24 protein-coding genes are annotated in these 25,788 nt (G+C 64.2%); 14 read left to right on the top strand and 10 right to left on the bottom strand.

The genetic code is table 11. The features are described 5' to 3' along the window. Window positions 1-6 precede the first annotated feature (6 nt). From P9236_RS13520 to P9236_RS13485, 8 genes are all read left to right on the top strand, one after another. Window positions 7-1,593: an ABC transporter substrate-binding protein gene (locus P9236_RS13520; protein WP_278075126.1), complete on the top strand. Its 1,587-nt coding sequence runs from the start codon at window positions 7-9 to the stop codon at window positions 1,591-1,593. A gap of 17 nt (window positions 1,594-1,610) precedes the next feature. Continuing rightward, window positions 1,611-2,570 (top strand): ABC transporter permease, encoded by a 960-nt coding sequence (locus P9236_RS13515; protein WP_278075125.1) that lies wholly within the window; start codon window positions 1,611-1,613, stop codon window positions 2,568-2,570. Window positions 2,571-2,582: 12 nt separating this feature from the next. Then, window positions 2,583-3,407: an ABC transporter permease gene (locus tag P9236_RS13510; protein ID WP_278075124.1), complete on the top strand. Its 825-nt coding sequence runs from the start codon at window positions 2,583-2,585 to the stop codon at window positions 3,405-3,407. Beyond that, on the top strand, window positions 3,407-5,062 hold the full coding sequence (locus tag P9236_RS13505; RefSeq protein ID WP_278075123.1) for an ABC transporter ATP-binding protein: 1,656 nt from the start codon (window positions 3,407-3,409) through the stop codon (window positions 5,060-5,062). Before P9236_RS13510 ends, P9236_RS13505 begins: the two co-directional genes overlap by 1 nt. A 93-nt stretch (window positions 5,063-5,155) precedes the next feature. Next, window positions 5,156-5,995, top strand: a complete 840-nt coding sequence (locus P9236_RS13500; protein WP_278075122.1) for an alkaline phosphatase family protein — start codon at window positions 5,156-5,158, stop codon at window positions 5,993-5,995. A gap of 272 nt (window positions 5,996-6,267) precedes the next feature. Further along, a complete protein-coding gene (locus P9236_RS13495; RefSeq protein WP_278075121.1) occupies window positions 6,268-6,834 on the top strand; it encodes a sigma-70 family RNA polymerase sigma factor in 567 nt (188 codons plus the stop codon). Beyond that, window positions 6,831-7,499 (top strand): anti-sigma factor, encoded by a 669-nt coding sequence (locus tag P9236_RS13490; RefSeq protein WP_278075120.1) that lies wholly within the window; start codon window positions 6,831-6,833, stop codon window positions 7,497-7,499. Before P9236_RS13495 ends, P9236_RS13490 begins: the two co-directional genes overlap by 4 nt. Beyond that, window positions 7,489-8,946 (top strand): S8 family serine peptidase, encoded by a 1,458-nt coding sequence (locus P9236_RS13485; protein WP_278075119.1) that lies wholly within the window; start codon window positions 7,489-7,491, stop codon window positions 8,944-8,946. Before P9236_RS13490 ends, P9236_RS13485 begins: the two co-directional genes overlap by 11 nt. A gap of 49 nt (window positions 8,947-8,995) precedes the next feature. Here P9236_RS13485 and P9236_RS13480 read toward each other — a convergent pair whose 3' ends face one another. Beyond that, window positions 8,996-9,346: a nuclear transport factor 2 family protein gene (locus P9236_RS13480; RefSeq protein ID WP_278075118.1), complete on the bottom strand. Its 351-nt coding sequence runs from the start codon at window positions 9,344-9,346 to the stop codon at window positions 8,996-8,998. Between the two features lie 238 nt (window positions 9,347-9,584). Here P9236_RS13480 and P9236_RS13475 point away from each other — a divergent pair, with 238 nt between their 5' ends. Then, window positions 9,585-10,550, top strand: coding sequence for an AraC family transcriptional regulator (locus P9236_RS13475; protein ID WP_278075117.1), 966 nt, complete (start codon window positions 9,585-9,587; stop codon window positions 10,548-10,550). A gap of 146 nt (window positions 10,551-10,696) precedes the next feature. On the opposite strand, the gene P9236_RS13470 is transcribed toward P9236_RS13475, so the two are convergent. Further along, complete coding sequence (locus P9236_RS13470) at window positions 10,697-11,734, bottom strand: substrate-binding domain-containing protein (protein WP_278075116.1); 1,038 nt, start codon at window positions 11,732-11,734, stop codon at window positions 10,697-10,699. Window positions 11,735-12,095: 361 nt separating this feature from the next. Between P9236_RS13470 and P9236_RS13465 the strand changes: the two genes are divergently transcribed. The 5 genes from P9236_RS13465 to ugpC all read left to right on the top strand — a co-directional run bounded on the left by P9236_RS13465 (window position 12,096) and on the right by ugpC (window position 18,618). Beyond that, window positions 12,096-13,451 (top strand): ABC transporter substrate-binding protein, encoded by a 1,356-nt coding sequence (locus P9236_RS13465; RefSeq protein WP_278075115.1) that lies wholly within the window; start codon window positions 12,096-12,098, stop codon window positions 13,449-13,451. A 180-nt stretch (window positions 13,452-13,631) separates the two neighbouring features. Further along, window positions 13,632-14,645 carry a sugar ABC transporter permease gene (locus P9236_RS13460; RefSeq protein WP_278075114.1) on the top strand — a complete coding sequence of 338 codons (1,014 nt, stop codon included), beginning with the start codon at window positions 13,632-13,634 and terminating at the stop codon, window positions 14,643-14,645. 1 nt (window position 14,646) lies between these two features. Continuing rightward, a complete protein-coding gene (locus P9236_RS13455; protein WP_278075113.1) occupies window positions 14,647-15,801 on the top strand; it encodes a carbohydrate ABC transporter permease in 1,155 nt (384 codons plus the stop codon). Window positions 15,802-15,805: 4 nt separating this feature from the next. Continuing rightward, entirely contained in the window at window positions 15,806-17,470 is a 1,665-nt protein-coding gene (locus P9236_RS13450; RefSeq protein WP_278075112.1) for an alpha-glucosidase, read from the top strand. A 35-nt stretch (window positions 17,471-17,505) separates the two neighbouring features. Continuing rightward, the gene (gene ugpC / locus P9236_RS13445; protein ID WP_278075111.1) at window positions 17,506-18,618 is read left to right on the top strand and encodes a sn-glycerol-3-phosphate ABC transporter ATP-binding protein UgpC; all 1,113 of its coding nucleotides are present in this window, start codon (window positions 17,506-17,508) and stop codon (window positions 18,616-18,618) included. A 66-nt stretch (window positions 18,619-18,684) separates the two neighbouring features. Here the strand turns inward: ugpC and P9236_RS13440 are convergent, their stop codons facing one another. From P9236_RS13440 to P9236_RS13405, 8 genes are all read right to left on the bottom strand, one after another. After that, window positions 18,685-18,915, bottom strand: a complete 231-nt coding sequence (locus tag P9236_RS13440; RefSeq protein WP_278075110.1) for a DUF680 domain-containing protein — start codon at window positions 18,913-18,915, stop codon at window positions 18,685-18,687. 100 nt (window positions 18,916-19,015) lie between these two features. Beyond that, a complete protein-coding gene (locus P9236_RS13435) occupies window positions 19,016-19,222 on the bottom strand; it encodes a DUF680 domain-containing protein (protein WP_278075109.1) in 207 nt (68 codons plus the stop codon). A gap of 398 nt (window positions 19,223-19,620) precedes the next feature. Beyond that, entirely contained in the window at window positions 19,621-20,367 is a 747-nt protein-coding gene (locus P9236_RS13430; RefSeq protein WP_278075108.1) for a ferredoxin reductase, read from the bottom strand. Window positions 20,368-20,419: 52 nt separating this feature from the next. After that, window positions 20,420-21,031 (bottom strand): sulfite oxidase-like oxidoreductase, encoded by a 612-nt coding sequence (locus P9236_RS13425; protein WP_278075107.1) that lies wholly within the window; start codon window positions 21,029-21,031, stop codon window positions 20,420-20,422. A 175-nt stretch (window positions 21,032-21,206) separates the two neighbouring features. After that, a complete protein-coding gene (locus tag P9236_RS13420; protein WP_278075106.1) occupies window positions 21,207-22,751 on the bottom strand; it encodes a DegQ family serine endoprotease in 1,545 nt (514 codons plus the stop codon). Window positions 22,752-22,951: 200 nt separating this feature from the next. Continuing rightward, the gene (locus P9236_RS13415; RefSeq protein ID WP_278075105.1) at window positions 22,952-23,686 is read right to left on the bottom strand and encodes an MBL fold metallo-hydrolase; all 735 of its coding nucleotides are present in this window, start codon (window positions 23,684-23,686) and stop codon (window positions 22,952-22,954) included. Then, complete coding sequence (locus P9236_RS13410; RefSeq protein ID WP_278075104.1) at window positions 23,686-24,852, bottom strand: diphosphate--fructose-6-phosphate 1-phosphotransferase; 1,167 nt, start codon at window positions 24,850-24,852, stop codon at window positions 23,686-23,688. Before P9236_RS13410 ends, P9236_RS13415 begins: the two co-directional genes overlap by 1 nt. 88 nt (window positions 24,853-24,940) lie before the next feature. Then, on the bottom strand, window positions 24,941-25,618 hold the full coding sequence (locus tag P9236_RS13405) for a L,D-transpeptidase (RefSeq protein ID WP_278075297.1): 678 nt from the start codon (window positions 25,616-25,618) through the stop codon (window positions 24,941-24,943). Window positions 25,619-25,788: the final 170 nt, after the last annotated feature.

Below are 25,788 nucleotides of genomic sequence, written 5' to 3'. Positions count from 1 at the left end.
CCCATAATGACAAACGAACTCGACTATCTCAGCCGTCGCGTCGCCGCCGGCAAGCTCAGCCGTCGCGACTTCCTTGGCCGTGCCGCCGCGCTCGGCGTCACGGCGCCGTTCGCCAACGCGCTGCTTTCCAGCGCTGCCCGCGCCGCCGGTCCGGTCAAGGGCGGCACGCTGAAGGCCGGCCTGGTCGGCGGTGAATCCACCAACAGCCTCGATCCGGCGCTGATGATGACGCAGGTGCCCTTCGCCTTCGGCAAGTGCTGGGGCGAAATGATCGTCGAGCTTTCCCCCGACGGCAAGCTCGAGAACCGCATCGCCGAGGAGATCGGCTCGTCGGACGACGCGAAGGTCTGGACGCTGAAGATCCGCGACGGCGTCGAATTCCACAACGGCAAGACCGTGACTGCCGAGGACGTCGCCGCGACGCTCGAACGTCATTCGGACGAGAAGTCGAAGTCGGGCGCGCTGGGCTACATGAAAGGCATCGAGACCATCAAGGCCAGCGGCAAGGAAGTGGTGCTGACGCTCAAGGAGCCGAATGCCGACCTTCCGTATCTGCTCAGCGACTATCACCTGATCGTCCAGCCGAACGGCGGCAAGGACAAGCCCGATGCCGGCATCGGCGCCGGTCCCTATAAGGTGAAGGTCAACGAGCCCGGCGTGCGCCATGTCGGCGAGCGGTTCGCCAATTACTGGCAGGGCGACAAGATGGGCCATGCCGACCAGGTCGAAGTCGTCGTCATCAACGACGCAACGGCGCGCACGGCGGCCTTGCAGGGCGGCCAGGTCAACATGATCAACCGCGTCGAGCCGAAGATCGTCGACCTGATCAAGCGCGTGCCGGGCGTCACCATCCGCAACCACTCCGGTCCCGGCCACTACGTGTTCATCATGCATTGCGACACGGCGCCGTTCGACAACAACGACCTCAGGATGGCGCTGAAGCTGGCGATCGACCGCGAGGAGATGCTGAACAAGGTGCTGCGCGGCTACGGCTCGCTCGGCAACGACTTCCCGATCAATGCATCCTATCCGCTATTCACCGAGATCGAGCAGCGCAAATACGATCCGGACAAGGCCAAGTTCCACTACAAGAAGTCGGGCCATGACGGCTCCATCCTGCTCCGGACTTCGGATGTCGCCTTCCCCGGCGCCGTCGACGCTGCACAGCTTTACCAGCAGAGTGCGGCCAAGGCCGGCATCAAGCTCGAGATCAAGCGCGAGCCGGGCGACGGCTACTGGAACGAGGTCTGGAATAAGCAGCCCTTCTGCGCCTCCTACTGGGGCGGCCGCTCGACCCAGGACCAGATGTACTCGACCGCCTATCTGTCGTCGGCCGACTGGAACGACACGCGCTTCAAGCGTCCGGACTTCGACAAGATGGTGCTTGCCGCTCGCGCCGAACTCGACGAGGCCAAGCGCAAGCAGATGTACCATGACATGGCCGTCATGGTGCGTGACGAGGGCGGCCTGATCCTGCCGATGTTCAATCAGTTCATCGACGCAACAGGTCCGAAGGTGGCAGGCTGGGTGGAGGATCCGCATCAGGAGCTTAGCAACGGCTACGCCCTGGCGAAGTGCTGGCTGGAAGCCTAAGGTCCGGCCTTGCGGAGATGTCCTCACCCATCGTGAAACTGGTGGCCCAGCGCATTGCGCTGGGCATCCTCCTTCTGCTGGCCGTTTCGGTCCTGATCTTTGCCGGTACGCAGATCCTGCCCGGCGATGTCGCGCAAGCCATTCTCGGACAGTCGGCGACGCCGGAGTCGCTGGCCAACCTGCGCGAGCAGCTCGGGCTCAACCAGCCCGCCTATATCCGCTACTTCCACTGGCTGGGCGGGGTGCTGACCGGCGACCTCGGCACGGCCATGTCGAGCGGGCAGGACATCGCAACATCGATCAAGGAACGGCTGTGGAACACGCTGTTCCTGGCCTTCTGGGCGGCGATCGTCGCCATTCCGCTGGCGATCACGCTGGGCCTTATCGCGGTTCGCTACCGCAATGGCTGGGTCGACAAGCTGATCTCCGGCGTGGCGCTCGCCTCGACCTCGTTCCCGGAATTCTTCATCGGCTATCTGCTGGTCTTCTATTTCGCGGTCCAGCACCAGTGGTTCCCCGCGATTTCCACCGTCTATGACGGAATGTCTCTCGGCGAGCGCCTACAGGCGATCGCGCTCCCGGCGGCGGCGCTGACGCTTGTGGTGCTCGCCCACATGATGCGCATGACGCGCGCGGCGATCCTCAACGTCATGCAGTCGGCCTATGTCGAGACGGCGGAGCTCAAGGGGCTCTCGGCCTTCGCCGTCATCCGCAAGCATGCGTTCCCGAATGCAATCGCGCCGATCATCAACGTCGTCATGCTGAACCTCGCCTATCTGGTGGTCGGCGTCGTCGTGGTCGAGGTGATTTTCGTCTATCCGGGCATGGGGCAGTATCTCGTCGACCACGTCACCAAACGCGACGTTCCCGTCGTGCAGGCGGTCGGCCTGATATTCGCCGCCGTCTACATCAGCCTCAACATCATCGCGGACATCGCGGCGATCGTCGCCAATCCGCGGCTCAGGCATCCGAAGTAGAGGGCGGCGGACATGCTCGACATCAGACGCATTCCCCTGCCCTCGCTGATCGGCCTGGTGCTGACGGGGCTGTTCGTGCTGGCGGCAATCTTCGCGCCGCTGATCGCGCCGCACGGCAATGGCGAGATCGTCGGCGATGTCTGGGAGCCGATGTCGTCGGCGCATTGGCTGGGCACCGACAATCTCGGCCGGGATCTCTTGTCCCGCATGATCTATGGCGCACGCATTACGCTGTTCATCGCGGTGCTGGCGACGGCGCTCTCGTTTTCGCTCGGCGCCATCCTCGGCTTCTCGGCGGCGGTGTTCGGCGGCTGGTACGACACCGTCCTGTCGCGTCTCGTCGACCTCTTGATGTCGATCCCGACCCTGATCATGGGCCTCGTCGTGCTGTCGGTGTTGCCGTCCAACCTGGTGACGCTGATCCTGGTCATGGGCATCCTCGACTCGACCCGCGTCTATCGCCTGTCGCGCGCGGTGGCGGTCGACATCAACGTCATGGACTATGTCGAAGCCGCCAAGCTGCGCGGCGAAGGCAGCGGCTGGATCATCTTCCGCGAGATCCTGCCCAATGCGCTGTCGCCGCTGGTCTCGGAACTCGGCCTGCGCTTCATCTATGCCGTGCTTTTCCTGTCGACGCTCTCCTTCCTCGGCCTCGGCGTGCAGCCGCCGGACGCAGACTGGGGCGGCATGGTTAAGGAAAACAAAGACGGCATCGTCTTCGGCATTCCGGCGGCGCTCATCCCGGCGGCAGCGATCGCGGCGCTGGCGATCTCCGTCAACCTCGTCGCCGACTGGGTGCTCAACCGCACGACCAGCCTGAAGGGAGGGCGCGGGTAATGGCTGACAGCAAAGCGAATTCCGGCAAGCTCCTCGACATCCGCAATCTGCGCATCGAGGCGACCGTCTATCCGCCCGGCGAGGCGCCGAAGACGATCACCCTTGTCCACGACGTCTCGCTGACGCTGGAGAAGGGCAAGGTGCTCGGCCTGATCGGCGAGTCCGGGGCCGGCAAGTCGACCATCGGCCTGTCGTCCATGGGCTACGGCCGTGGCGGCGTACGCATCACCGGCGGCGAGGTCATCCTCAACGGCCGCGATATCCTGAAGGGCGGCAAGGACGGCTTGCGCAAGCTTCGCGGCCGCGAAGTGTGCTATGTCGCGCAGTCGGCGGCGGCGGCCTTCAATCCGGCCCACCGGCTGATGGATCAGGTGGTGGAGGCCGCGCTCCTGCACGGCACGGCGACCCGTGCGGAGGCCGAGAAACGCGCCGTCGCGCTGTTCAAGAAGCTCAGCCTGCCCAATCCCGAAACCATTGGCGAGCGCTTCCCGCATCAGGTCTCCGGCGGCCAGTTGCAGCGCGTGATGACGGCGATGGCGCTCTGCTCGGAACCCGATCTGATCGTCTTCGACGAGCCGACCACGGCGCTCGACGTGACGACGCAGATCGACGTGCTGGCGGCGATCAAGGACGCCATCCGCGACACCCATGTCGCGGCTCTATACATCACCCACGACCTCGCCGTCGTCGCGCAGGTGTCGGACGAGATCATGGTGCTGCGCCATGGCCGGCTGGTCGAGTGGGGCGGCACGCGACAGATCATCAAGGAGCCGCGCCAGGAATACACCAACGCACTCGTCTCCGTGCATGAGATCGAGCACCAGGAGCAACAGCCCGGCACAGCGCCGGTGCTGTCGGTGAACAACGTGACGGCCGCCTATGGCGGCGGCCTCGTCAAGGTGCTGAAGAACGTCTCGGTCGACATCCATCCGGGCCAGACGCTGGCCGTCGTCGGCGAGAGCGGTTCCGGCAAATCGACACTGGCACGCGCCATCACCGGACTGCTGCCGCCGGAGCAAGGCAGCGTCGTCTTCGACGGCCGCACGCTCGCCAACCGGCTGGCTGATCGGCCGAAGGAAGACCTGCGCCAATTGCAGATGATCTACCAGATGGCCGACGTGGCGATGAACCCGCGCCAGACCGTGGGCACCATCATCGGCCGGCCGCTGGAGTTCTATTTCGGCATGAAGGGCCGCGAACGCGACAAGCGCGTCGCCGAGTTGCTCGACGAGATCGAGATGGGCAAGGGCTTCGTCGACCGCTATCCGGCCGAGCTTTCCGGCGGCCAGAAGCAGCGCGTCTGCATCGCCCGCTCGCTCGCCGCCAAGCCGAAGCTGATCATCTGCGACGAGGTGACGTCGGCGCTCGACCCGCTGGTCGCGCACGGCATCCTCAAGCTGCTCCTCAATTTACAGCAGATCGAGAAGGTGGCCTATCTCTTCATCACCCATGATCTTGCGACGGTGAAGTCGATCGCTGACTCCATCGCGGTGATGTATCGCGGCGAGGTGGTGCGCTACGGCTCCAAGAGCAAGGTGCTGACGCCGCCCTTCGACGCCTATACCGACCTTCTGTTGTCCTCCGTCCCCGAAATGGAGATCGGCTGGCTGGAAAAGGCTATCGCGGGCCGGCGCATGGAGAGCGCGGGCAACTAGGCTTGGTTCCTCTTCTTGCGCGCTTCTGGACCTTGGCCGGATCGGCCAAAGTCTCGATGCTGATCTTTCTGCAAGACCGCATGGAAATTGCCTGTGGCGCTCAAATCCAAATTGCTGCTCATCATCCTCGACGGCGTGCCCTACCGGAACTGGCGCCGGCTGATGGGCAATCTCGAAGGCTGGGCGCAATCAGGCGAGGCGCAGGTGTGGAAGATGCGCTCCGTGCTGCCGTCCACCTCGGCCTGCTGCTACGCCTCGATCCACACCGGGGTCGCGCCGCAGGTGCATGGCATCCTGTCCAACGAGAACCGGTTCCGCGTCAAGCAGCCGGATATCTTCTCGGAGGTCAGCAAGGCGGGCGGCAAGACGGGCGCGGTGGCCCACTCCTACTGGTCGGAATTCTTCCGCTCCCATCCGTTCGACCTCGTCGAGGACATGGAGTTCGACGAGCCCGGTGGACCGATCACGCATGGCCGCTTCCACACCATGACCGGCTACAATCTCAAGAACCAGATGACGCCGAGCGATGTCGACCTGTTCGCGACGCTGACGATGCTGACCCGCCGCCACGGCATCGACTACGGCATCCTGCACAGCTGCACGCTGGACTCGATGGGCCATCGCTTCGGCCATGACTGCCACGAGATGGACCAGGCCTGCTATGCGATGGACGGCATGCTCGCCGCCTTCCTGCCCGGCTGGCGCGAAGCCGGGCACGAGGTGATCGTGACCGCCGACCACGGCCAGACGGACCGCGGCCATCATGGCGGCCACGACGACGAGATGCAGGATTTCGCGCTATACTATTTCGGTCCGGCGAAAGGCCCCGAGGCCGGCACTCTGCTCGACCAGCTGCAGCTCGCGCCGACGGTGCTGAGCCGGCTCGGTGTCGACATACCGGCGACGATGAAGGGGAAGGTGTTTTTGGTTTAGCTCCCCCTTCTCCCCTTGTGGGAGAAGGTGTCGCCGAAGGCGACGGATGAGGGGTGTTCCAGGAAACGCCAACGTCTCACTCCGCTGGAGCACCCCTCATCCGTCTCGGCGCTGCGCGCCGATCCACCTTCCCCCACAAGGGGGGAAGGGCAGGCCCTGCCTCTGGCAACCTCCCCTTTCTTCGGTTAGCCTCCGAAAATCCTTGGCGGAGGGTGAACCTTTTTGGACCTATCAGCGACAGAGCCACGAGGAGCCAGGCGGCTCGACCGGCCATGAACGCGGCGACCGAAACCGATCGCGTGCTTGTCGACCGGGTCGCGAAGGGCGACCGGGCCGCCGTGCGGCTCCTGTTCATGCGTCACCATGCGCGGATCTACCGCTTCGTGGCGCGCCAGACGGGATCGGAAATGATGGCCGACGATATCACCAACGAGGTCTTTCTCGAGCTGTGGCGCCAGGCGCCGGGCTTCGAAGGCCGCTCCGAAGTCTCGACCTGGCTGCTCGGCATCGCGCGTTTCAAGGCGCTGTCCTTGCTGCGCAAGAAGAAGGAAGACTGGGTCGACGACGATGACGCGGCGCAGGTCCCCGACAGCGCCGACACGCCGGAAGTCGTCACCATGAAGAAGGACAAGGCCGCCGCCTTGCGCCGCTTCGTCGATGCCTTGCCGGAAGAACACCGCGCGGTGATCGATCTCGCCTATTACCACGGCCAGTCGGTGACCGAGATCGGCGAGGTGCTCGATATCCCGGTCGCGACCGTCAAGACGAGGATGTTCTACGCCCGCAAAAAACTCGGCGAGGCTCTCAAGGCCGCCGGTTACGACAGGGGGTGGCCATGAGCGCCGCTGAAAAGATGTCGCGCCGCGACGAGATGGAGACGCTGCTGCCGTTCTACCTGAACGGCTCGCTGGAAGGCGCCGAGCTGGAAGCCGTCGAGGAATGGCTGGCTTCCGATCCGGCGGCCATGGCAGCCCTTGGCGAGGCGGAGGCGGAATTTTCCGGCACCGCCGCCGCCAACGAGGCAATCCGGCCGCCGGCCGATGCGCTCTCCCGCTTTGCCAGGGCGCTCGACGCCGAGGCCGGCCCGGTGCGCGCGCCCGCCGGCCAATCGTGGCTGGCGAAGGTCTTCGGCCGGGTTACGGCAATGCCTGCCGGCGTCGCCTGGGCGGCGGCCGCGACGCTGCTTGCGCTGGTCGTCGTGCAGTCCTTCGAGCGGCCGGGCGGCAGGGGCAACGACTTCGAGGTTGCCGGCGCCCAAGACGACCTTGCCAAGCTGCCCTTCGCGCTGGTGAAGTTCAAGCCGGACGCCAAGATGTCGGACATCGCCGTCTTCCTCGGTCAGAACGGGCTGAAGATAGCCGGCGGGCCGACTGCCGACGGTGTGTTCCACGTGACGATTCCGGCCAGCACCGCGGCCGACTACGAAAAGCTCGTCGGGCTTATTGCCGCCCAGCCTTTCGCGGAGGCTGTGCTGCAGGGAAGGAAACCGGCCGATGGCGGCTAAGGCGGTCGTCTTTCATGCGGCGCTCCTGGCGGCGGCGGCATTTGTCGCCGCGCCTGCCGTCGCACAGACCAACGACCCGAATCTTTCGCAGAAGCGGATCGACTGCCTCAATGGCAAGACTGCGGCCGGCGCCGATTGCGACAAGAACGGCGGCGGCAGAAACGATGGCGGCAAGCCTGGCGCGGGCACGACGACCGGTGCCGTGTTCTTGCCGGCGCTGATCGTCGACCTGTTCCCGAATCCGCCGGCCGGTCCGGCAACGCCAACGCCCAATCCCCCGAATGGGACGTCGCCGACGGCCGGTCCCGCCAACACGCCGACACCGGCTCCCACGCCGAGCGGACGTGTCACGCCGCCTACCGGGCTCAATGTCACCGCGCCGCCGCGCGCGGTCAGCGGCGAATTCGTGCCCGACGAGGTGCTGGTGACGGTCGCCGGCGACGCCGGCGCGGTGCAGCAGATCGCCAACGCCTTCGGCCTGCAGGTACGCTCTGAGCGCCAGTCGCGGCTGCTCGGCGCAACGCTGGTGCGCTTCGGGATTCCCGACGGGCGCCCGGTCGGCGTGGTGCTGGCGCAGCTCGCCGCCGACGGCCGCACGCAGCGGCGCGAGCCCAACCACATCTATTCGCTGCAGCAGGCAGCCGGCATCGTGAACTACGCCTTTGATCGCATCGCGCTCGATTCAAAACAGGCGAGCGGCGAGAATGTGCGCGTCGCCGTCATCGACACCGGCATCGACGACACCAACCCGGCGCTGAAGGGCGTGATCGCCGACCAGTTCGACGCCATGCCGAACGTGCCGATCGAGAAGCGCGATCACGGCACCTCGGTCGACGGATTGATCGCCGGCGTCGGCGCGCTGGAAGGCATGGCGCCGGGCGCCAGGATCTACCACGCGCGCGCCTTCGAGGGCGGCAAGTCGACCATGGACGTCATCCTGTCGGCGCTCGACTGGGCGGCGAGCCAGGACGTGCGCATCATCAATATGAGCTTCGTCGGCCCGAAGAACGACCTGCTCGGCACCGCCTGCCGCAATGCGCGCGCTCTCGGCATGGTGCTGATCGCGGCGGCCGGCAACAACGGTCCGAACGCGCCCTACGGCTATCCGGCCGCTTTCGACGGCGTCATCGCCGTGACCGCCACCGACGCCAAGGACGGGCTGATGCCGCAGGCCAATCGCGGCGCCTATGTCTTCATCTCGGCGCCCGGCGTCGAAATGGTGGCGCCGAGCGGCGCCGGCTCCGACGTGGTGACCGGCACCTCGTTCGCCGCCGCGATCGTGTCCGGCGCCATCGCCAATCTCATTCATGCCGCGCCCGGCCGCTCGGCCGACGAAATCGAGAGGGCGCTTGCCGCCACCGCGAAGGATCTCGGCCCGAAGGGGCGGGACAATGACTTCGGCTATGGGCTGCTGGATATCAAGGCGGCTGGCGCAGCGAAGGAATAAGGGGCCAACGGCGCTGCGCTGTCGCGGGTGGCCGCAGGCAGCTTCCGTGTCAGATCATGCTGTTGCCATGTAGATCGCTTTCAGCAATCGGCTGCCGGACCTCCCAATGCTCGACGAGCTTGTCGGCAGCCAGGCGGAAGATGTCCACGATGGCAAGGCCCGCCTCCTTCGCATCCCTCTTGGCCAGCATGTGGACGACAACATAGTCTCCCTCCGCGACGATCCGCTTCACCTCGCCGCGGACGTCAGGGAACGTCTGGCGAAGCTGCCGGACATAGCTGCAGAAACCGTCGACCCCGTCGGCGATATTCGGATTGTGCTGGATGTAGGCATCGCCGAAATGCGCGGAGGCGGCATCGATATTTCCTCGATTGACTGCCTGCTCGATGAAGTCGAGCACGATAGCCTTGTTGCGGGCGAGGATGCTTTCGGTGGAACTGTGTGAAGGTGTCTTTTCCTGATCGTTCATGGTTCGAGCGTCCTTTGGGTTTCCTGTATCCGGCCGGAGCTGAAATGTGGCGCCGTGCCGTCGCTGGATGAACCTAGGTGCGTCGCATGAGACATTCGATGGTTTATACTTGCAATTCCCTATCCGCACGTCTCACATGTCCCCTGGGGTGAGAAACGAAGATAAGAGTATGGACGCTTTATCGGAGATTCTGTCCTCGGTCCGGCTCGGTAGCGCAGTGATCGGTTACGCGCGCCTTGCGCCGCCTTGGGGTATCGCGGTGGATCCGGCTCGCGGCGCGGCTATCCATCTCGTGCAGAACGGCGATTGCTGGCTGCGCCTGCCCGACGCGGAAGCGCCGATCAACGTGTCCGAGGGCGACATCATCCTCGTTGCCAGCGGTGTAGCGCATGCCCTTAGCAACCCGGTCGATGCGCCCGTCGCTCCGATCGCCGCCATGCTGTCGAAGGCGGCCGCCGGCACGGGCAACTCTCACGATAGCGAAGCGACGACGCTCCTCTGCGCGAAGTTCTCGCTGGACGAGGGGACACCGCATCCGATGATCTCGCTGCTGCCACCACTGATTCATCTGACCCGCGCGCAGATCGAGGCAAATCCATCCTTGCATCTGGTGGTCGAGCTTTTACGCCTGGAGGCCGTCAGCGACATGACGGGGCATGACATCGCGGCGCCACGGCTCCTCGATAGCGCGCTTGTCTTCCTCCTGCGCGCCTGGCTTGACAGCCAGCCCCTGGGGGGAGGTGGATGGTTTGATGCCTTGCGTGACAAGGGTATCGCACGGGCGCTCCGCCTCATCCATGAAGCCCCGACGGAGCCCTGGACCGTCAACGAGTTAGCCAAGTGTGCGTTGCAGTCCCGGGCGACCTTCGCCCGGCGGTTCACCCGTCTCATGGGAGTGCCGCCGCTGACCTATGTTGCGCGATGGCGAATGAACCTCGCCGCCCGGGCATTGCGGGAGACGAACCAGACGGTTGAGAAGATCGCCCACACCGTCGGCTATGATTCAGCACCGTCATTTTCGCAGGCCTTCAACCGGATTGTCGGTCAGGCGCCGGGCGCATACAGAAATAGCTTCAGAATGGTGGAAAGGGACGCGACGCGACCACGTCGATCTGATCTTGCTCCTTATCGTTGACTTCAACGCGATAGGAACCTTTCTCGAATCGAAAGGTAATCGAGCGCTGTCCGAACCCGGCCAACTCATGGTCCCAAATCGTCGTCCATTCTTCCATCGCTAATCGCCACCAAGTCTACTAACGCGGCAGCATGCATCGAACTCGATCACTTGAAGTATTGAGTCCCCGGCGCCCCCGCGACCGATCCCCTTACCACCAGATCGACCGGCCAGACTTCGCCTCGCTTCCCCTCTTCCAGCCCGGAGATGCGCGCCGCGAGGCGCTCGGCGACGCGGGCGCCGGCGAGGCGGATCGAGGAGCGCGTGGTCGACAGCGGCACCGGGAAATTTTCGGGCCGCAGCCAGGGGAAGACGTCGTCGTGAGCGACCAACGAGAGATCTCCCGGAATGGTCAGGCCGAGGTCGCGCACGGCGCGCACGACGCCCAGCGCCATGATCAGGCTGGAGCAGACGATCGCCGTCGGCGGCTCGGTTTGCTCGAGCAGGCGGCGGGCGGCGTGATAGCCGTTTTCTTCGGTCATCGTCAGCGAGCAGATGTGGCGTTCGCCAAGTGTAAGCCCGCTCGCGGCAAGCGCCCGGCGCACGCCGCGCTCGCGATGGATGGCGAAAGTCTCGCGGTCGTCGCCGTTGATCAGCGCCAGCCGCTTGTGGCCGAGCTGGACGAGAAGCCTCGCCGCCTCGTGGAAGGCGCCCTCATTGTCGATGTCGAGATATGGATAGTCGAAATCGAAACCCTCGCTGCGACCGTGGACGATGAAGGGAATGCCCAGCGTGTTGACCAGCGCCAGCCGCCGGTCGGCGGGGCGCGGCGAAGAGATGTAGACGGCATCGACCTGCCGGTTGGCGACGATACGCCGGTAGGTCGTCTCCTGGTCATCGGCATCGGCGGGCGAGAGCACGAGGTCGAGCTCGTGCGAGCGGGCATAGTCGCCGAGGCCGGAGAGGAACTCGACGAAATGCGGATCGATGTCGACGGTGTTGCCGGTCGGCAGCACATAGCCGATCATGCCCGATTTGCCGGTGGCCAGCCGCCGCGCGCTGGGGTTCGGCCGGTAGCCATGGCGCTTGGCGGCATCCATCACGCGGCGCCGCGTCTCCTCGTTGACCTCCGGGTAGCCGTTCAGCGCGCGGCTTACCGTGGTCTGCGAAAGCGACAGCATGTGCGAGAGTTGCTTGAGGTTCATCGGAGGCCTCCAGCCTCAAAGCGCTTTAAATTTGAATCGATCCGATGACAACTGGCGATGCCGCCAGACGGAATGACCTTAGTGTCGGCACCAGGCAGTTTGAAGCAAAAATTGCTGTTGCAGCGCCAAAAAAGCATGCTGCAATGCACTTTCTCGCCGGTCAGGCAGAAATTTAAATCGATTAGTGTCGCAACCCTCTTGACTTCGCGTTAATTCAATGGCGAGATCGAAAAACCCAAAGCGCTTTGGAAGACTCTCCGAAAGGTTGCGGTTGCCTTCTCGCTGAGTCACAGTTCCGCGGGCGTCGGCGGACGAGATGGAGGTTTCGTCCGAACTGTTTTGACCACTGGGAGGAATTGCGATGAAGAAAATGCTTCTCTTGGGCGCCGCGTTCGCCGCGCTCGCTTTCAGCCTGCCGGCGCAAGCCGAACTGAAGTTCAAGCCGGGCGAGGACCCGCGCTTCCACTGGGCGAACTACGACGAGCTCAAGAAAGTCGATCTCAAGGGCGAGACGCTGACCATCTTCGGGCCGTGGCGCGGCGAGGACGAGGGCCTGGTGCGCACCGTCCTGGAATACTTCCAGGAAGCCACCGGCGCCGAGATCAAGTACTCCTCGTCGGAGAATTACGAACAGCAGATCGTCATCGACACCCAGGCCGGCAGCCCGCCCAACATCGCCGTGCTGCCGCAGCCAGGCCTCATCCAGGACCTCGCTTCCAAGGGCCTGCTCACTCCGCTCGGCGACGACACCGCCAAATGGGTGAAGGACAATTACGGCGCCGGCCAGTCATGGGTCGACCTCGGCACCTTCAAGGACAAGGACGGCAAGCCAGGCTTCTTCGCCTTCCCCTACAAGGCCGACGTGAAGTCGCTGGTCTGGTACTCGCCGGACAATTTCGAGGAAGCCGGCTACAAGGTGCCGAAAACGCAGGAAGAGCTCGCCGACCTCGAGAAGAAGATCATCGCCGACGGCGGCAAGCCCTGGTGCATCGGCCTCGGCTCCGGCGGCGCTACCGGCTGGCCGGCGACCGACTGGGTCGAGGACATCATGCTGCGCACGCAGACCCCCGACGTCTACGACAAGTGGGTGAAGAACGAGATCCCGTTCAACGATCCGGCCGTGGTCAACGCCATCGACATCTTCGGCAAGATCGCCACCGACGACAAGATGGTCGACGGCGGCGCCAAGGCGGTCGCGGCGACCGACTTCCGCGACAGCCCGAAAGGGCTCTTCTCGGTGCCGCCGAAATGCTACATGCACAAGCAGGCCTCGTTCATTCCGACCTTCTTCCCGCAGGGCACCAAGATCGGCCAGGACGCCGACTTCTTCTACTATCCGCCCTATGCCTCCAAGCCCGATCTCGGCACACCCGTGCTCGGCGCCGGCACGTTGGTCATGATCACGAAGGACTCCAAGGGCGCGCGTGCCTTCATCGACTTCCTGAAGATGCCGCTGGCGCATGAGATCTGGATGGCGCAGGGCGGCTTCGTGACCCCGTATAAGGCAGTGAACAAGGAAGCTTATGCCAGCGAGGCGCTGAAGAAGCAGGGTGATATCCTGGCCAACGCCTCGACCTTCCGCTTCGACGGCTCGGACCTGATGCCCGGCAAGATCGGCGCGGGTTCCTTCTGGACCGGCATGATCGATCTGGTCGGCGGCAAGTCCGCCCAGGACGTCGCCACCGACATCCAGAAGAGCTGGGATGCCATCAAGTAAGCCGCCCATGGCGGCGAAGCATCAGACTTGCTGATCCTCCTACTGGATCCGGGCCATGGCCCGGATCCGACCGGCGGCGTCCGCCGGAAGCCTTCGCGTCTCGTTTGTTCCGAATAACCGAAAGTCGGTGCATCCGATCGCCAGCATCGCCTGGCCGGTCATGCGCAGGGAGAGGGACCTATGGCGGCTCAGATTTTCTCGGCCATATTCGTCATCATCATCGGCGTCGGCGGCTGTGTCGCCTATTTCTGGGGCGCCAACAAACTGCTCGACGTCGTCTTCCCGTCGCGCGGCGTCTCCGGCGCTGCCGCCGTCGACAATCTGCGCCGGCAGGGGCTGGTCCGGCCGTGGCTTTTCGTCGGGCCGGCGATGATCATCCTCACCATCTACCTGATCTATCCGGTCGTCGAGACGCTGAGGCTATCCTTCCTCGACCGCGGCGGTGCGAGCTTCGTCGGCCTCGCCAACTACGAATGGGCGTTCGGCGATCGCGAGTTTCGCAACTCGATCCTCAACAACATCATCTGGCTCGCCGTGGTGCCTGCCGCATGCACCTTCCTCGGGCTTATCATCGCCGTGCTCACCGACAAGATCTGGTGGGGCACGATCGCCAAGAGCCTGATCTTCCTGCCGCTGGCGATCTCCTTCGTCGGCGCCAGCGTGATCTGGAAATTCATTTATGAGTATCGCGGTGAAGGCCAGGTCCAGATCGGCCTGCTCAATGCCATCATCCAGTATTTCGGCGGCCAGCCGCAGGTGTGGATATCGCTGCCCTTCTGGAACAACTTCTTCCTGATGGTCATCCTGATCTGGATACAGACCGGCTTCGCCATGGTGATCCTATCCTCGGCGCTGCGCGGCATTCCGGAGGAGACGCTGGAAGCTGCGGTCATCGACGGCGCCAACCCGTTCCAGATCTTCTGGAAGATCATGGTGCCGCAGATCTGGGGCACGATCGCCGTTGTCTGGACCACCATCACCATCCTGGTGCTGAAGGTGTTCGACATCGTGTTGACGATGACCAACGGCCAATGGAACAGCCAGGTGCTCGCCAACCTGATGTTCGACTGGATGTTCCGCGGCGGCGGCGACTTCGGGCGCGGCGCGACCATCGCCATCATCATCATGATCGCGGTCATTCCGATCATGGTCTGGAACATCCGTCAGGCCAACAAAGAGACGGGAGGGCACTGAGATGACCGCCAAGACCGGAAAGTCCTTTGCCAGCCGCTTCGGCGTCCACATCGCGGTGCTCGTCTTCGTGGCGATCTGGACCGTGCCGACGCTCGGCATCCTCGTCTCGTCGCTGCGCGACAAGGACCAGATCATCGCCTCGGGCTGGTGGAATTCCTTCGCCAGTTCCAGCCAGACCGAAGCCGGACGGTTGCCGGCCGCTTCGGCGCAGGCGCAGAAGGACGGCAAATACGTCATCGAGGGCAACATCTTCGGCGACGCCGCCAAGCGCAACATCAGCGCCTTCGGCGTCAAGTCGTCGGCGCCGACGCAATACGCGGCCGGAACGGCCGCCGATCTCGGCGACGGCGTCACCTTGCAGATGAATGCCGACGGCAGCTTCGTTCTCGCCTCGCCTAAGGCCTTCGAGGGCGAGCGCGGCCAGCGCGTCTATTTCGCCTCGTCGGCGCCGCCGAAGTTCACCACCGACAACTACAGAACCGTGCTTTTCTCGGAAGGCATCGGCCGCTCCTTCATGAACTCGCTGACGGTGACCATTCCCTCGACGGTCATCCCGATCCTGATCGCCGCATTCGCGGCCTATGCGCTGGCCTGGATGCGCTTTCCCGGCCGGGCGCTCTTGATCGCCGTCATCATCGGTCTGCTGGTGGTGCCGCTGCAGATGTCGCTGATCCCGCTGTTGAAACTCTACAATGGCGTCGGCAGCTTCTTCGGCGTGCCGTCGAAGACCTATCTCGGCATCTGGCTGGCGCATACCGGCTTCGGCCTGCCCTTCGCCATCTATCTGCTCAGGAGCTACATCGCCGGCCTGCCGCGCGAGATCATGGAATCGGCGCGCATCGACGGCGCCAGCGACTTCGAGATCTTCGTCAAGATCGTGCTGCCGCTGTCGTTTCCGGTGCTCGCCTCTTTCGCCATCTTCCAATTCCTGTGGGTATGGAACGATCTTCTGGTGGCGATGGTTTTCCTCGGCACCGAGGCCGATCAGATCGTGCTGACGGCCAAGCTCAACGCGCTGCTCGGCTCGCGCGGCGGCGACTGGGAGATCCTGACGACATCGGCCTTCGTGACCATCATCGTGCCGCTGATCGTCTTCTTCTCGCTGCAGCGCTATTTCGTCCGCGGGCTGCTTGCCGGCTCGGTGAAAGGAGGTTGATAAAATGCAATCGGCTTTGAAGGCGACTTCGAGACCAGACCCCGCCGCCGACCGCGACTGGTGGCGGGGCGCGGTGATCTACCAGATCTACCCGCGCTCCTATCAGGACTCGAACGGCGACGGCATCGGCGACCTGCAAGGCATTGTGCGGCGACTGCCCTACATCGCCTCGCTGGGCGTCGACGCCATCTGGATCTCGCCCTTCTTCAAATCGCCGATGAAGGATTTCGGCTACGACGTGTCGGACTATTGCGACGTCGATCCGATGTTCGGCACGCTGGCCGATTTCGACGCGCTTGTCGCGGAGGCCCATCGGCTGGGTCTCAAGGTGATGATCGACGAAGTCCTGTCGCACACCGCCGACATCCACCCCTGGTTCAAGGAAAGCCGCTCCAACCGGACCAATCCAAAAGCGGACTGGTACGTGTGGGCGGACGCGAAGCCGGACGGCACGCCGCCCAACAACTGGCTGTCGATCTTCGGCGGCTCGGCCTGGCAGTGGGACACCAGCCGCCAGCAATATTACATGCACAATTTCCTGGCCGAGCAGCCCGACCTCAACTTCCACAACCGACAAGTGCAGGACGCGCTGCTCGACGTTACCCGCTTCTGGCTGGAACGCGGCGTCGACGGTTTTCGGCTCGACACCATCAATTTCTACTTCCACAGCCAGGGCCTGGAGGACAACCCGCCGCTGCCGCCGGAGGAGCGCAACGACCAGACGGCGCCGGCGGTGAACCCCTACAACTACCAGGACCATATCTACGACAAGAGCCGGCCGGAAAACCTCGGTTTCCTCGAGCGTTTCCGGGCCTTGCTCGACGAATATCCGGCGCAGGCCGCCGTCGGCGAGGTCGGCGATTCGCAGCGCGGGCTGGAAGTGGTGGCCGCCTACACCGCCGACGGCAAGCGCGTTCACATGTGCTATTCCTTCGACTTCCTGGCGCCGGAAAAGATCAGTGCCGCCAAGGTGCGCGCGGTGCTGGAGGCCTTCGGCCAGGTCGCCAGCGACGGCTGGTCCTGCTGGGCCTTCTCCAATCATGACGTGATGCGCGTGGCCTCGCGCTGGGCCGCCAACGAGGCCGATCCGACCGCCTATCTCAAGGTGATCTCGGCGCTCTTGATGTCGCTGCGCGGCTCGGTCTGCATCTATCAGGGCGAGGAGCTCGGCCTCGGCGAGGCTGAACTCAAGTTCGAGGACCTGCAGGACCCCTACGGCATCCGTTTCTGGCCGGAATTCAAGGGCCGCGACGGCTGCCGCACGCCTATGGTGTGGGAGGCGGCGGCCAAGAATGGCGGCTTCTCGACCGCAAGACCCTGGCTGCCGGTGCCGGGCAAGCATCTTTCGCAGGCGGTGAACGTGCAGGAGGGCGATGCGAACTCGCTGCTCGAGCACTATCGGCGCTTCCTCGCCTTCCGGCGTCAACACCCGGCGCTGGGCAAGGGCGATATCGACTTCATCGAAAGCGACGGCGACACCGTCGCCTTCACGCGGCGCGAGGGCAACGAGCGCATCGCCTGCGTCTTCAACCTCGGCAGCAAGCCGGCCGAGATCGATTTCGGCAAAGGCTCGGTGCAGCCCTTGCCGGGACATGGCTTTTCGGGACAAGCTGGCACCGGGCCTATCCGCCTCGGCGGCTATGGCGCCTGGTTCGGGCGGATCGACTGAGTTTTGCGGCAGACACTCACTGGGAGGAAGAAAACATGGCCGATGTCACCCTGAACCAGGTGAAGAAATCATACGGCAACCTCAACATTCTCCACGGCATCGACCTCGACATCAAATCGGGCGAGTTCATCGTCTTCGTCGGACCGTCGGGCTGCGGCAAGTCGACCTTGCTGAGGTCGATAGCCGGCCTGGAGGAGATCACGTCCGGCGTGCTCCAGATCGACGGCGAGGTGGTGAACGACGTGCCGCCGTCGAAGCGGGGCATCGCCATGGTGTTCCAGTCCTATGCGCTCTATCCGCATATGACCGTCTATGACAACATGGCCTTCTCGATGAAGATCGGCAAGGAAAGCAAGGCCGAGATCGACAAGCGCGTGCGCCAGGCGGCGGAAATCCTGCAGCTCACCAAATATCTCGACCGCCTGCCCAAGGCGATGTCGGGCGGCCAGCGCCAACGCGTCGCCATCGGCCGCGCCATCGTGCGCAATCCGAAGGTGTTCCTGTTCGACGAGCCGCTGTCGAACCTCGACGCGGCGCTGCGCGTCGCTACTCGCATCGAGATCGCCAAGCTGAAGGAATCGATGCCGAACACGACGATGATCTACGTCACCCACGACCAGGTCGAGGCGATGACGCTGGCGGACCGCATCGTGGTGCTGAAGGAAGGCCGCGTCGAGCAGGTCGGCACGCCGATGGAGCTCTACAAGCGGCCGGGCAACCTGTTCGTCGCCCAATTCATCGGCTCGCCCGCAATGAACATCCTGCCGGCGAAGATCGAGAAGGCCGGCAACCCGACCGTGATCAGCCATGTCGGCGACCGCAAGGCGACCGTGCCGATCGCGACGCCCGCCTCGGCCAACGGCGCCGCGGTGAGCTTCGGCGTGCGGCCGGAGGATCTCGCGATCGCCACCGGCACGGATTATCTGTTCGAAGGCAAGGTGGACTATATTGAACAGCTCGGCGAGGTTCAGCTCGTCTATGTCGATATCGGCCGCGCCGACCTGCCGCTGGTGGCCAAGCTGCCCGGCAATGTCGAGGTCAAGCGCGGCGAGACCTTGCGACTGAACGCCAGCGCCGGCGACCTGCATATCTTCGACGCCGACGGCCACTCCTTCACGCTGCATCGCGAGGAGGCGAAGGCGGCCTGAGCTGGCTAAAAGAAAAAGCGGCGAGGCCATGCCCGCCGCTTTTTGCTTGTTTGGAATGCCGGAGGCTTAGCGGCCGAACAGGTTTCGGTCGCTGCCCTGCGGAGCCGACTTCTGCGCATCATTCGACGAGTTCAGCAGCTTGCGGACCGGCGAGTCGGAGCCGGTCGACGAGGTGCGAGTGGTGTCGACTGCAGCAGCCGGCTGGTTGGCGCCGTTGGAGCCGTAGTTGTCGCTGGCCGCAAAGGCAGCGCTGGACAAGGCCAGAACGGCCACGGTGGCAAGAACGATCTTCTTCATTTTCAGTACTCCTGAATTCTTGGAGGCGGCGGGTGAACCCCGCCGTCTGTCTCCTGTCGGCCATGGCCCCTCATTTCGGATCACGGCCGCGCGTCGGCAGTTAGTTGTTGCCGAAGAGGTTGCGGTCAGCACCCTGGGTGACCGGCTGCTGAGCGGCCGGGGCCGACTTGTTGGTCGAAGCCGTGTAGGACGTGTCGACCGCGGCAGCCGGCTGGTTGGCGCCGTTGGAACCATAGTTGTCGCTTGCGGCGAAGGCGCTGCCGGAAATGGCCAGAAGGGCGGCGGCAGTGAGAACAATCTTTTTCATTTTTGGTACTCCAGTATCTTTTTTCCGTCCGTCCAGCGGCGTGTCTTGGGGAATGAAATCGCGTCGTTCGGACAGCCCCGATGTGGGTGAGCCGGCTGCCGGATTCCAATCACGAAGTTGTTCCGGCTGGACCATGAGTCCACACCTTGAAATTATAATAAGCATGCCTGCTATCTATTTTTTTGCTTTTAAATCAGTATGTTACATGATCACGACACTTGACTCACCAAGTGTATCGGAGTGCCAATGTTCACCCCTTCCTGCACGCACCGTCAACGGAAACGAACCGTTCGGTTCGATTTTAGAATCTCCTAATAGTCACTTTTCGATACCGTTAACCCTTTTGAGGCTGATCAGGGGCGCGATTCGGAGGGTGCTGGCCACAGGTCCGTGCCGCTTCAGACCCCGTAGCGCTCTGTACGGATGAGCCCTGCCGGAACGCCGGCGTCGATCAGAGCTGCAGCGGCGGTCGACACGAACGCATTCGAGCCGCAAACATAGGCGAGCCTGGGCGCCTTTGGCAGTCGTTCTATGGCCTGCGCCATCATATGAGCGTCGACGCGCCGGGAATAATCGGAGGGGCGGCGGGCTTGCTCGCGCGTCAGCGTCAGCACCAGATCGAAGCCGTCGCGGCGGTCGTCGAGGCCGATCAATTCATCGCGGAAGATCACTTCGTCCCAGGTCCGCGCCGAAAACACCAGCGCGATCGGCGCAGCCGATTTTTGCCGGGTGCGGTGGCGCACCATCGCCATCAGCGGCACCACGCCGGAACCGCCGCCGACTAGAAGGATCGGCCCGCCGTCGCTCACCTCCCAGATGAAGTGGCCGCCGAGCGGTCCGCGCAATTCGATCTCGTCGCCGACCTCCGCCACGTCATGGAAGAAAGGCGAAACCTCGCCATCGTCGAGCCGCTCGATCGCCAGCTCGATGGCGGGGCCTGCTTCGGGCGCCGAGGCGATGGAATAGGAACGGCGCGCCTGATAGCCATCCGGCGCCGTCAGCCTAACATCGACATGCTGCCCCGCCAGTTGGGTGAACGCACGCGACGGCTGGAACCAGAAGCTGGTGACGCGCGGCGTGCGCTTTTCGATGCGGCTGATCGTGGCCGTCTGCCACGGCGACTGCGGCTGCGGTTCGGCGCTCATGGGTCGCCCTTCACAGGGTCGCCCTCATGGATCGCCCCTCATGGATCGCCCCTCATGGATCGCTTGAATAGCGCTGCTCGCGCCAGGGGTCGCCATACATATGATAGCCGCGCAGCTCCCAAAAACCGGGCTCGTCGCGCTCGGTGAACTGCAGACCGTTCACCCATTTGGCCGACTTCCAGAAATAGAGATGCGGCACCAGGAGCCGCGCGGGTCCGCCGTGGTCGGGAGCGATCGGCTTGCCCTCGTAAAACAGCGCCACCATCGCCTTGCCGGTAACGAGGTCCTTAGTCGGCACGTTGGTGGAATAGCCGTCGAAGGAATGCGCCAGAGTGAAGCCAGTCGGCGGCTCGATGCCGGCATCGGCGAGGATGTCGTCGATCAGCACGCCCTGCCAGGGCGTGTTGAACTTGGTCCAGGCGGTCACGCAATGGATGTCGCGTGTCATCTTGTTTTGCGGCAGGGCGTTGAATTCGGCCCAGGTCCATCTCTTGATCGGCTTTGGCCCATGCTTGAGCGTGAAGGACCAGTCCTCGGTGCGCAAGCGCGGCGTCGGTCCCGCCGAGAGAACCGGAAAACCCTGTTCCAGGTACTGCCCAGGCGGGATGCGCGCATCGGTGTCCGATGGAGGACGCCGTCCGGAAAAGAAGCCGCGGGTGACCATCGAGACGCCTCCTTCGATTGGGCAGGTTGTGCCGCAGTCTTCTCGAAGACGCCCCGACGGGCAACCGGTTTCTTGGAAGAGGACCTGCCGACTGGATATTTGACGCAATTTCGGACGGAAAACCGCGACGCACTTTTCCTGACATTGCTCCCTGCCGGCAGGTCCTTGCGGGTAGTCACCCTGCGGCGAAAGGCACGGCGACGAATATCTGCGCGTCGGCGCGATCGACCAGAAGCAGCACCGACTTCTTGCCGGATTTGGCGGCTTCCGCGATCACCTGGTTTGCCTGCCTGGCGCTCCTCACCGGCGTCTGGTCGACGGCGACGATGACGTCGCCGGGCTGGAGGCCGGCGGCCGAGGCTGCCTTGTCCGGATTGACGCGCTCGATCAAGGCGCCGCGCTGGTTGTCGGCGAGGTTGAGCTCCTGACGGATGTCAGGCGTGAGATCGGTCAGGCCAAGGCCGAGCGACGGCACGCCCAGGCCCTGCCCTGCCGACGGCTTGCTCCCTTGGCCAGCGGAAGCGGTCTGCGTATCCTCGGTGTTGCGGCCGACATCGGCCGAGATCTGGAGCGCCTTGCCCTTGCGCCAGACGTTGAGCGTCTCCTTGGCGCCGGGCGCGACATCGGCGACGGCGCGCGACAGGTCCTTCGGATCCTTGATCTCCTGGCCGCCGAAGCCGGTGATCACGTCGCCGGTCTCGATACCGGCCTTGGCCGCTGGCGACCCGTCGGTGACCTGGGCGACCAGCGCGCCGCCAGGATGATCGAGGCCCATGGCGCTGGCGACATCCGGCGTGACAGGCTGGATCTGCACGCCGAGATAGCCGTATTCGATATCGCCGCCCTTCATCAGCTTGGCGACGACCTTTTGGGCCTGGTTCGATGGGATGGCGAAGCCGACGCCGACGCTGCCGCCGTTGGGCGAATAGATCGCGGTGTCGATGCCAACGACATTGCCGCTGACGTCGACCAGCGGACCGCCGGAATTGCCGTGATTGATCGGCGCGTCGATCTGGATGAAATCGTCGAACGGTCCGCTGTGCAGGTCGCGGCCGCGCGCGGAGACGATGCCGGCGGTGACCGTGGTGCCGATGCCGAACGGGTTGCCGATCGCCAGCACCTGGTCGCCGGTCATCAGCTTGTTGGAATCGCCCCATTTGACAGTCGGCAGCGGCTTGCTCGCCTTGATCTTGAGCACCGCCAGATCGTTCTTGGCGTCGTGGCCGACGAGCTTGGCGGGAAGCTCGGTGCCGTCGTCGAGCGTCACCTTGATCGAGGTCGCACCGTCGACGACATGGTTGTTGGTGACGATGGTGCCGTCCGAGCCGACGATGAAGCCGGAGCCCAAAGCCTCCTGCCGCGGCGACTGCTGCGGCGGCGTCTTGGGCATCGGGATGCCCTGGTCGCCGAAGAACTGCTGGAAATACTGATCGAAAGGCGAATTGCCGTCGAAGGGCGATCCATCGCCCATCGCCCCGGGCTGCGCCTTCATCACGGTCGTCACGGTCACGACAGCCGGCTTGGCGATGGCGACGACCGGCGCGAACGAGCCATTGGGGGCGGTGATGCCGGCGACCGGGGTCTGGGTCGTCGCGGCCACATTGCTCAAGCCGCTGTTGCCCTCATTTTGCGCAAAGGAGACGACAACGGGGGTAATGATCAGCGCAGCGCCCAGCAGGGCCGCGACGCGATGTCTGTGAAGAATGCTGATGGGTGACATGGTCGTTTCTGTCCGGGCGAGAGTTGATCCGGCGCCGCGAGTGGTTCTCAGGGGACGCGCCCGTCGGCGTGTCGGCGACCGGGATTGCCTGTCTCGCCATGCATGGCAGCCGGCCGGATCGACAGCCTTGCATCTAGGGCGTGGAATGGCCCGAATTAGGGTTTTGGCGCGACCTTACGAAGATTTAATTCAGAGAACGCTCACGAACCACTCTCTCCGGCGAGGTAGGCGGATGCGATCTCGCGCATGCGTTGGCCATTGAAGCTCGGGCCATGACCGCCATGGCCGATGCGTATCGGCAGGTCGAGCAGCCGCTGCATGGTGCGGCAATAGGCAGCACGATCCGAATCCGGCAGATCGTCGATCAGCATGCCGTCATAGATCGCGTCGCCGGCGAAGAACAGGCCGTCGGCTTCGTCGAACAGCCCGATCGAATCCGGCGAATGTCCCGGCAGATGCAGCACGCGGAATTTCCGGTCGCCGAGATCGACGATATCGCCTTCATCGAGCGCACGTGCAAGCGGCGCCGACGGGATCCGATAGTCGGCCGCCCTCCAGGCGGGCGCCGGCAGCTTTGATACCGCGCCGTCGAGATTGTGGAACATGTGAGCATAGGTGACGGCATCATCCATGTCGTCGAACTGCGCCGCGCTGACCTTCGGCCCCATACGCAGCGGGAATTCGTGCAGCGAGCCGACATGGTCGAGATGTATGTGAGTGGCGACGACGATCAGCGGTTTGCCGGTCGGCGCTTCGATCTCGGGCGCCAGCGGCCAGATGCCCATGCCGGTGTCGACCAGCAGGTCGGCATCACGCCCTTCGAGATGCCAGATGTTGGCGCGCACGAAATCGTGCACGAACGGCTCGGTCAGCATCTTCGTCCTGGCATCGACAATCGCCTTGCCGAACCAGTCGCCCACAACGAGGTCGCCCATCAGACGAACGGCTTCCCGACCTTGTATTTTTCCGGCACCAGTCGCTTGAGATAGGCCATGCCGGCTTCCGACAGCTGGTTGACGTCCGGCTTCATGAAATCGTCCGGCATGTGGCGCGTCTTGCCTGCGACCGCCTTGAGGGGCACCTTCTTCAGAACGGTCTTCGACCCGTCATATTGCAGCGCGACCGAGCCGCCGCCCTCCTCGGCAACGGCAGCAGCGAAGGCGCCGGCGTCGAAGGCTTCCTTGGCATCCACGGCGCTGATGGCGCCGACATAGCCGCGCGGCATATAGCCCAGCGCGTCGACCCGCGCGCGCTTGCCCGGCAGGCCTTCGGCCAGCGCCCGTTCCAGCGCGGCGGTCAGGTCGCTGCCCGACAATTTGACGTTGCCATGCTGGTCGCGTTCGAGCTTTTCCGGCGGGACCAGGCTTTCGACCAACGCCTTGCCGTCGGCGGTGCTGACGCCCTCCGAAACGGCGACGATACAGCGTTTGTGACGATCGAGTGTCTTGCGGACATCGTCGATGAAACGCTCGGCGGAGAAGGCGCGCTCCGGCACATAGACGAGATGCGGACCGCTGTCCGGATCGAGCTGCCAGGCAGCGGCGGCGGCGGTCAGGAAGCCGGCATGCCGGCCCATGACGATGCCGACATAGATGCCCGGCAGCGCGCGGAAATCGAGATCGACGGAAAGGAACGCACCGGCGACGAATTCGGCCGCCGAGATGAAGCCAGGCGTGTGATCATTCTCCTCGAGATCGTTGTCGATGGTTTTCGGGGCATGCACGAAGGCGATGCTGCCGCCCGCAGCGTCCGTCAGGATCTGCTGGGTGCCCGAGGTGTCGTTGCCGCCGATGTAGATGAAGGCATCTGCGCCGGCCTTCTTCAGGCCGTTGAGGATGACCTCGCAATAGGCGGCGTCGGGCTTGTCGCGGGTCGAGCCGAGGGCGGCGCTGGGCGTGCCGGCAATCAGCCGCAGCCGGTCCTCCGGAATGGCGGAAAGGTCGACATAGTTGCCGTCGCGGATGCCGCGCACGCCATGGATCGAGCCCAGCACCTTGGCGCCGGGATGCCGCTTGCGGATCTCCAGCGTGGCGCCGACGACCGTCTGGTTGATGACGGCGGTGGGGCCGCCGCCCTGCGCGATGACGAAAGTTCCGGCCATGATCTTCTTCTCCCGAGACGAAGGTTTTCAGGGCACCTTCGCCTGTCTTGCGGCATCGCGCAACGGAAGAAAACTCACTGATGGCGGATCAGACGACGACGACCGGGTTCTTCTTGGACACGCGGTTATAGAGGTCGATGATGTCCTGGTTGATCAGCCGCACGCAGCCCGACGACATCGCCTGGCCGATGCTCCACCATTCCGGCGAGCCGTGGATACGGTAGCCGGTGTCCTTGCCGTTCTGGTAGATGTAGAGCGCGCGGGCGCCGAGCGGATTGGTGAGGCCGCCGGGCTGGCCGCCCTGCCACTTCACCAGCTCCGGCTTGCGCTGGACCATTTCCGGCGGCGGCGTCCAGACCGGCCACTCCTTGCCGTACTGGATGTTGGCGCGGCCCGACCAGCGGAAGCCGTCCTTGCCGATGCCGACGCCGTAGCGGATGGCGTCGCCGCCCGGCTGGACCAGATAGAGCATGCGCTCCTGCAGGTGGACGACGATGGTGCCGGGCGCCTCGCCGGTCTTGTCGACGACGATCTGGCGGCGGTATTCCGGCTTGACCTTCTGCCATGGCACGGCGGGCACCTGGAAGCCGCCATCGGTGAGCGAAGCATACATCACGTCCGGGCCGGTGATGTTCTTGTCGACGCTGATCGCCGGTCGCATCGGATGCACCGAGCCGGTGGTCGTGTCGTCGAGCTGCAATTGCGGCAGATCGAGCGTCTCGGTGGTGCTGCAGCCAGCGATGCCGAGCAGCGCCATGGCGCTCATGCCGGAAAGCACGGCGCGGCGGGAAAGCGGAATTTCGGCTTCGACGGTTTCACCGTTCAAAGGCGGCGTCAGACTTTGCGGCAACTCGCGCATACACCAAACCCTACGCTGTCGGCGGGAAGCACGGTCCGGCCGAATGGCTGGCATTTTCATCATTCATGGTTGAGAAA

The organism is Mesorhizobium sp. WSM4884, from assembly GCF_029625675.1.
Lineage (GTDB): Bacteria > Pseudomonadota > Alphaproteobacteria > Rhizobiales > Rhizobiaceae > Mesorhizobium.
This window is presented reverse-complemented; position numbering and strand designations above follow the sequence as displayed.

Bases quoted from the DNA above. Each gene is read 5' to 3' on its own strand.
- P9236_RS13470 (WP_278075116.1), bottom strand. From the start codon at position 11,734: ATGAACCTCAAGCAACTCTCGCACATGCTGTCGCTTTCGCAGACCACG.
- P9236_RS13430 (WP_278075108.1), bottom strand. From the start codon at position 20,367: ATGAGCGCCGAACCGCAGCCGCAGTCGCCGTGGCAGACGGCCACGATC.
- P9236_RS13420 (WP_278075106.1), bottom strand. From the start codon at position 22,751: ATGTCACCCATCAGCATTCTTCACAGACATCGCGTCGCGGCCCTGCTG.
- P9236_RS13415 (WP_278075105.1), bottom strand. From the start codon at position 23,686: ATGGGCGACCTCGTTGTGGGCGACTGGTTCGGCAAGGCGATTGTCGAT.
- P9236_RS13405 (WP_278075297.1), bottom strand. From the start codon at position 25,618: ATGAGCGCCATGGCGCTGCTCGGCATCGCTGGCTGCAGCACCACCGAG.
- P9236_RS13450 (WP_278075112.1), top strand. From the start codon at position 15,806: ATGCAATCGGCTTTGAAGGCGACTTCGAGACCAGACCCCGCCGCCGAC.
- P9236_RS13505 (WP_278075123.1), top strand. From the start codon at position 3,407: ATGGCTGACAGCAAAGCGAATTCCGGCAAGCTCCTCGACATCCGCAAT.
- P9236_RS13460 (WP_278075114.1), top strand. From the start codon at position 13,632: ATGGCGGCTCAGATTTTCTCGGCCATATTCGTCATCATCATCGGCGTC.
- P9236_RS13465 (WP_278075115.1), top strand. From the start codon at position 12,096: ATGAAGAAAATGCTTCTCTTGGGCGCCGCGTTCGCCGCGCTCGCTTTC.
- P9236_RS13515 (WP_278075125.1), top strand. From the start codon at position 1,611: ATGTCCTCACCCATCGTGAAACTGGTGGCCCAGCGCATTGCGCTGGGC.
- P9236_RS13410 (WP_278075104.1), bottom strand. From the start codon at position 24,852: ATGGCCGGAACTTTCGTCATCGCGCAGGGCGGCGGCCCCACCGCCGTC.
- P9236_RS13490 (WP_278075120.1), top strand. From the start codon at position 6,831: ATGAGCGCCGCTGAAAAGATGTCGCGCCGCGACGAGATGGAGACGCTG.
- P9236_RS13475 (WP_278075117.1), top strand. From the start codon at position 9,585: ATGGACGCTTTATCGGAGATTCTGTCCTCGGTCCGGCTCGGTAGCGCA.
- P9236_RS13510 (WP_278075124.1), top strand. From the start codon at position 2,583: ATGCTCGACATCAGACGCATTCCCCTGCCCTCGCTGATCGGCCTGGTG.
- P9236_RS13485 (WP_278075119.1), top strand. From the start codon at position 7,489: ATGGCGGCTAAGGCGGTCGTCTTTCATGCGGCGCTCCTGGCGGCGGCG.
- ugpC (WP_278075111.1), top strand. From the start codon at position 17,506: ATGGCCGATGTCACCCTGAACCAGGTGAAGAAATCATACGGCAACCTC.
- P9236_RS13520 (WP_278075126.1), top strand. From the start codon at position 7: ATGACAAACGAACTCGACTATCTCAGCCGTCGCGTCGCCGCCGGCAAG.
- P9236_RS13440 (WP_278075110.1), bottom strand. From the start codon at position 18,915: ATGAAGAAGATCGTTCTTGCCACCGTGGCCGTTCTGGCCTTGTCCAGC.
- P9236_RS13495 (WP_278075121.1), top strand. From the start codon at position 6,268: ATGAACGCGGCGACCGAAACCGATCGCGTGCTTGTCGACCGGGTCGCG.
- P9236_RS13425 (WP_278075107.1), bottom strand. From the start codon at position 21,031: ATGGTCACCCGCGGCTTCTTTTCCGGACGGCGTCCTCCATCGGACACC.
- P9236_RS13455 (WP_278075113.1), top strand. From the start codon at position 14,647: ATGACCGCCAAGACCGGAAAGTCCTTTGCCAGCCGCTTCGGCGTCCAC.
- P9236_RS13435 (WP_278075109.1), bottom strand. From the start codon at position 19,222: ATGAAAAAGATTGTTCTCACTGCCGCCGCCCTTCTGGCCATTTCCGGC.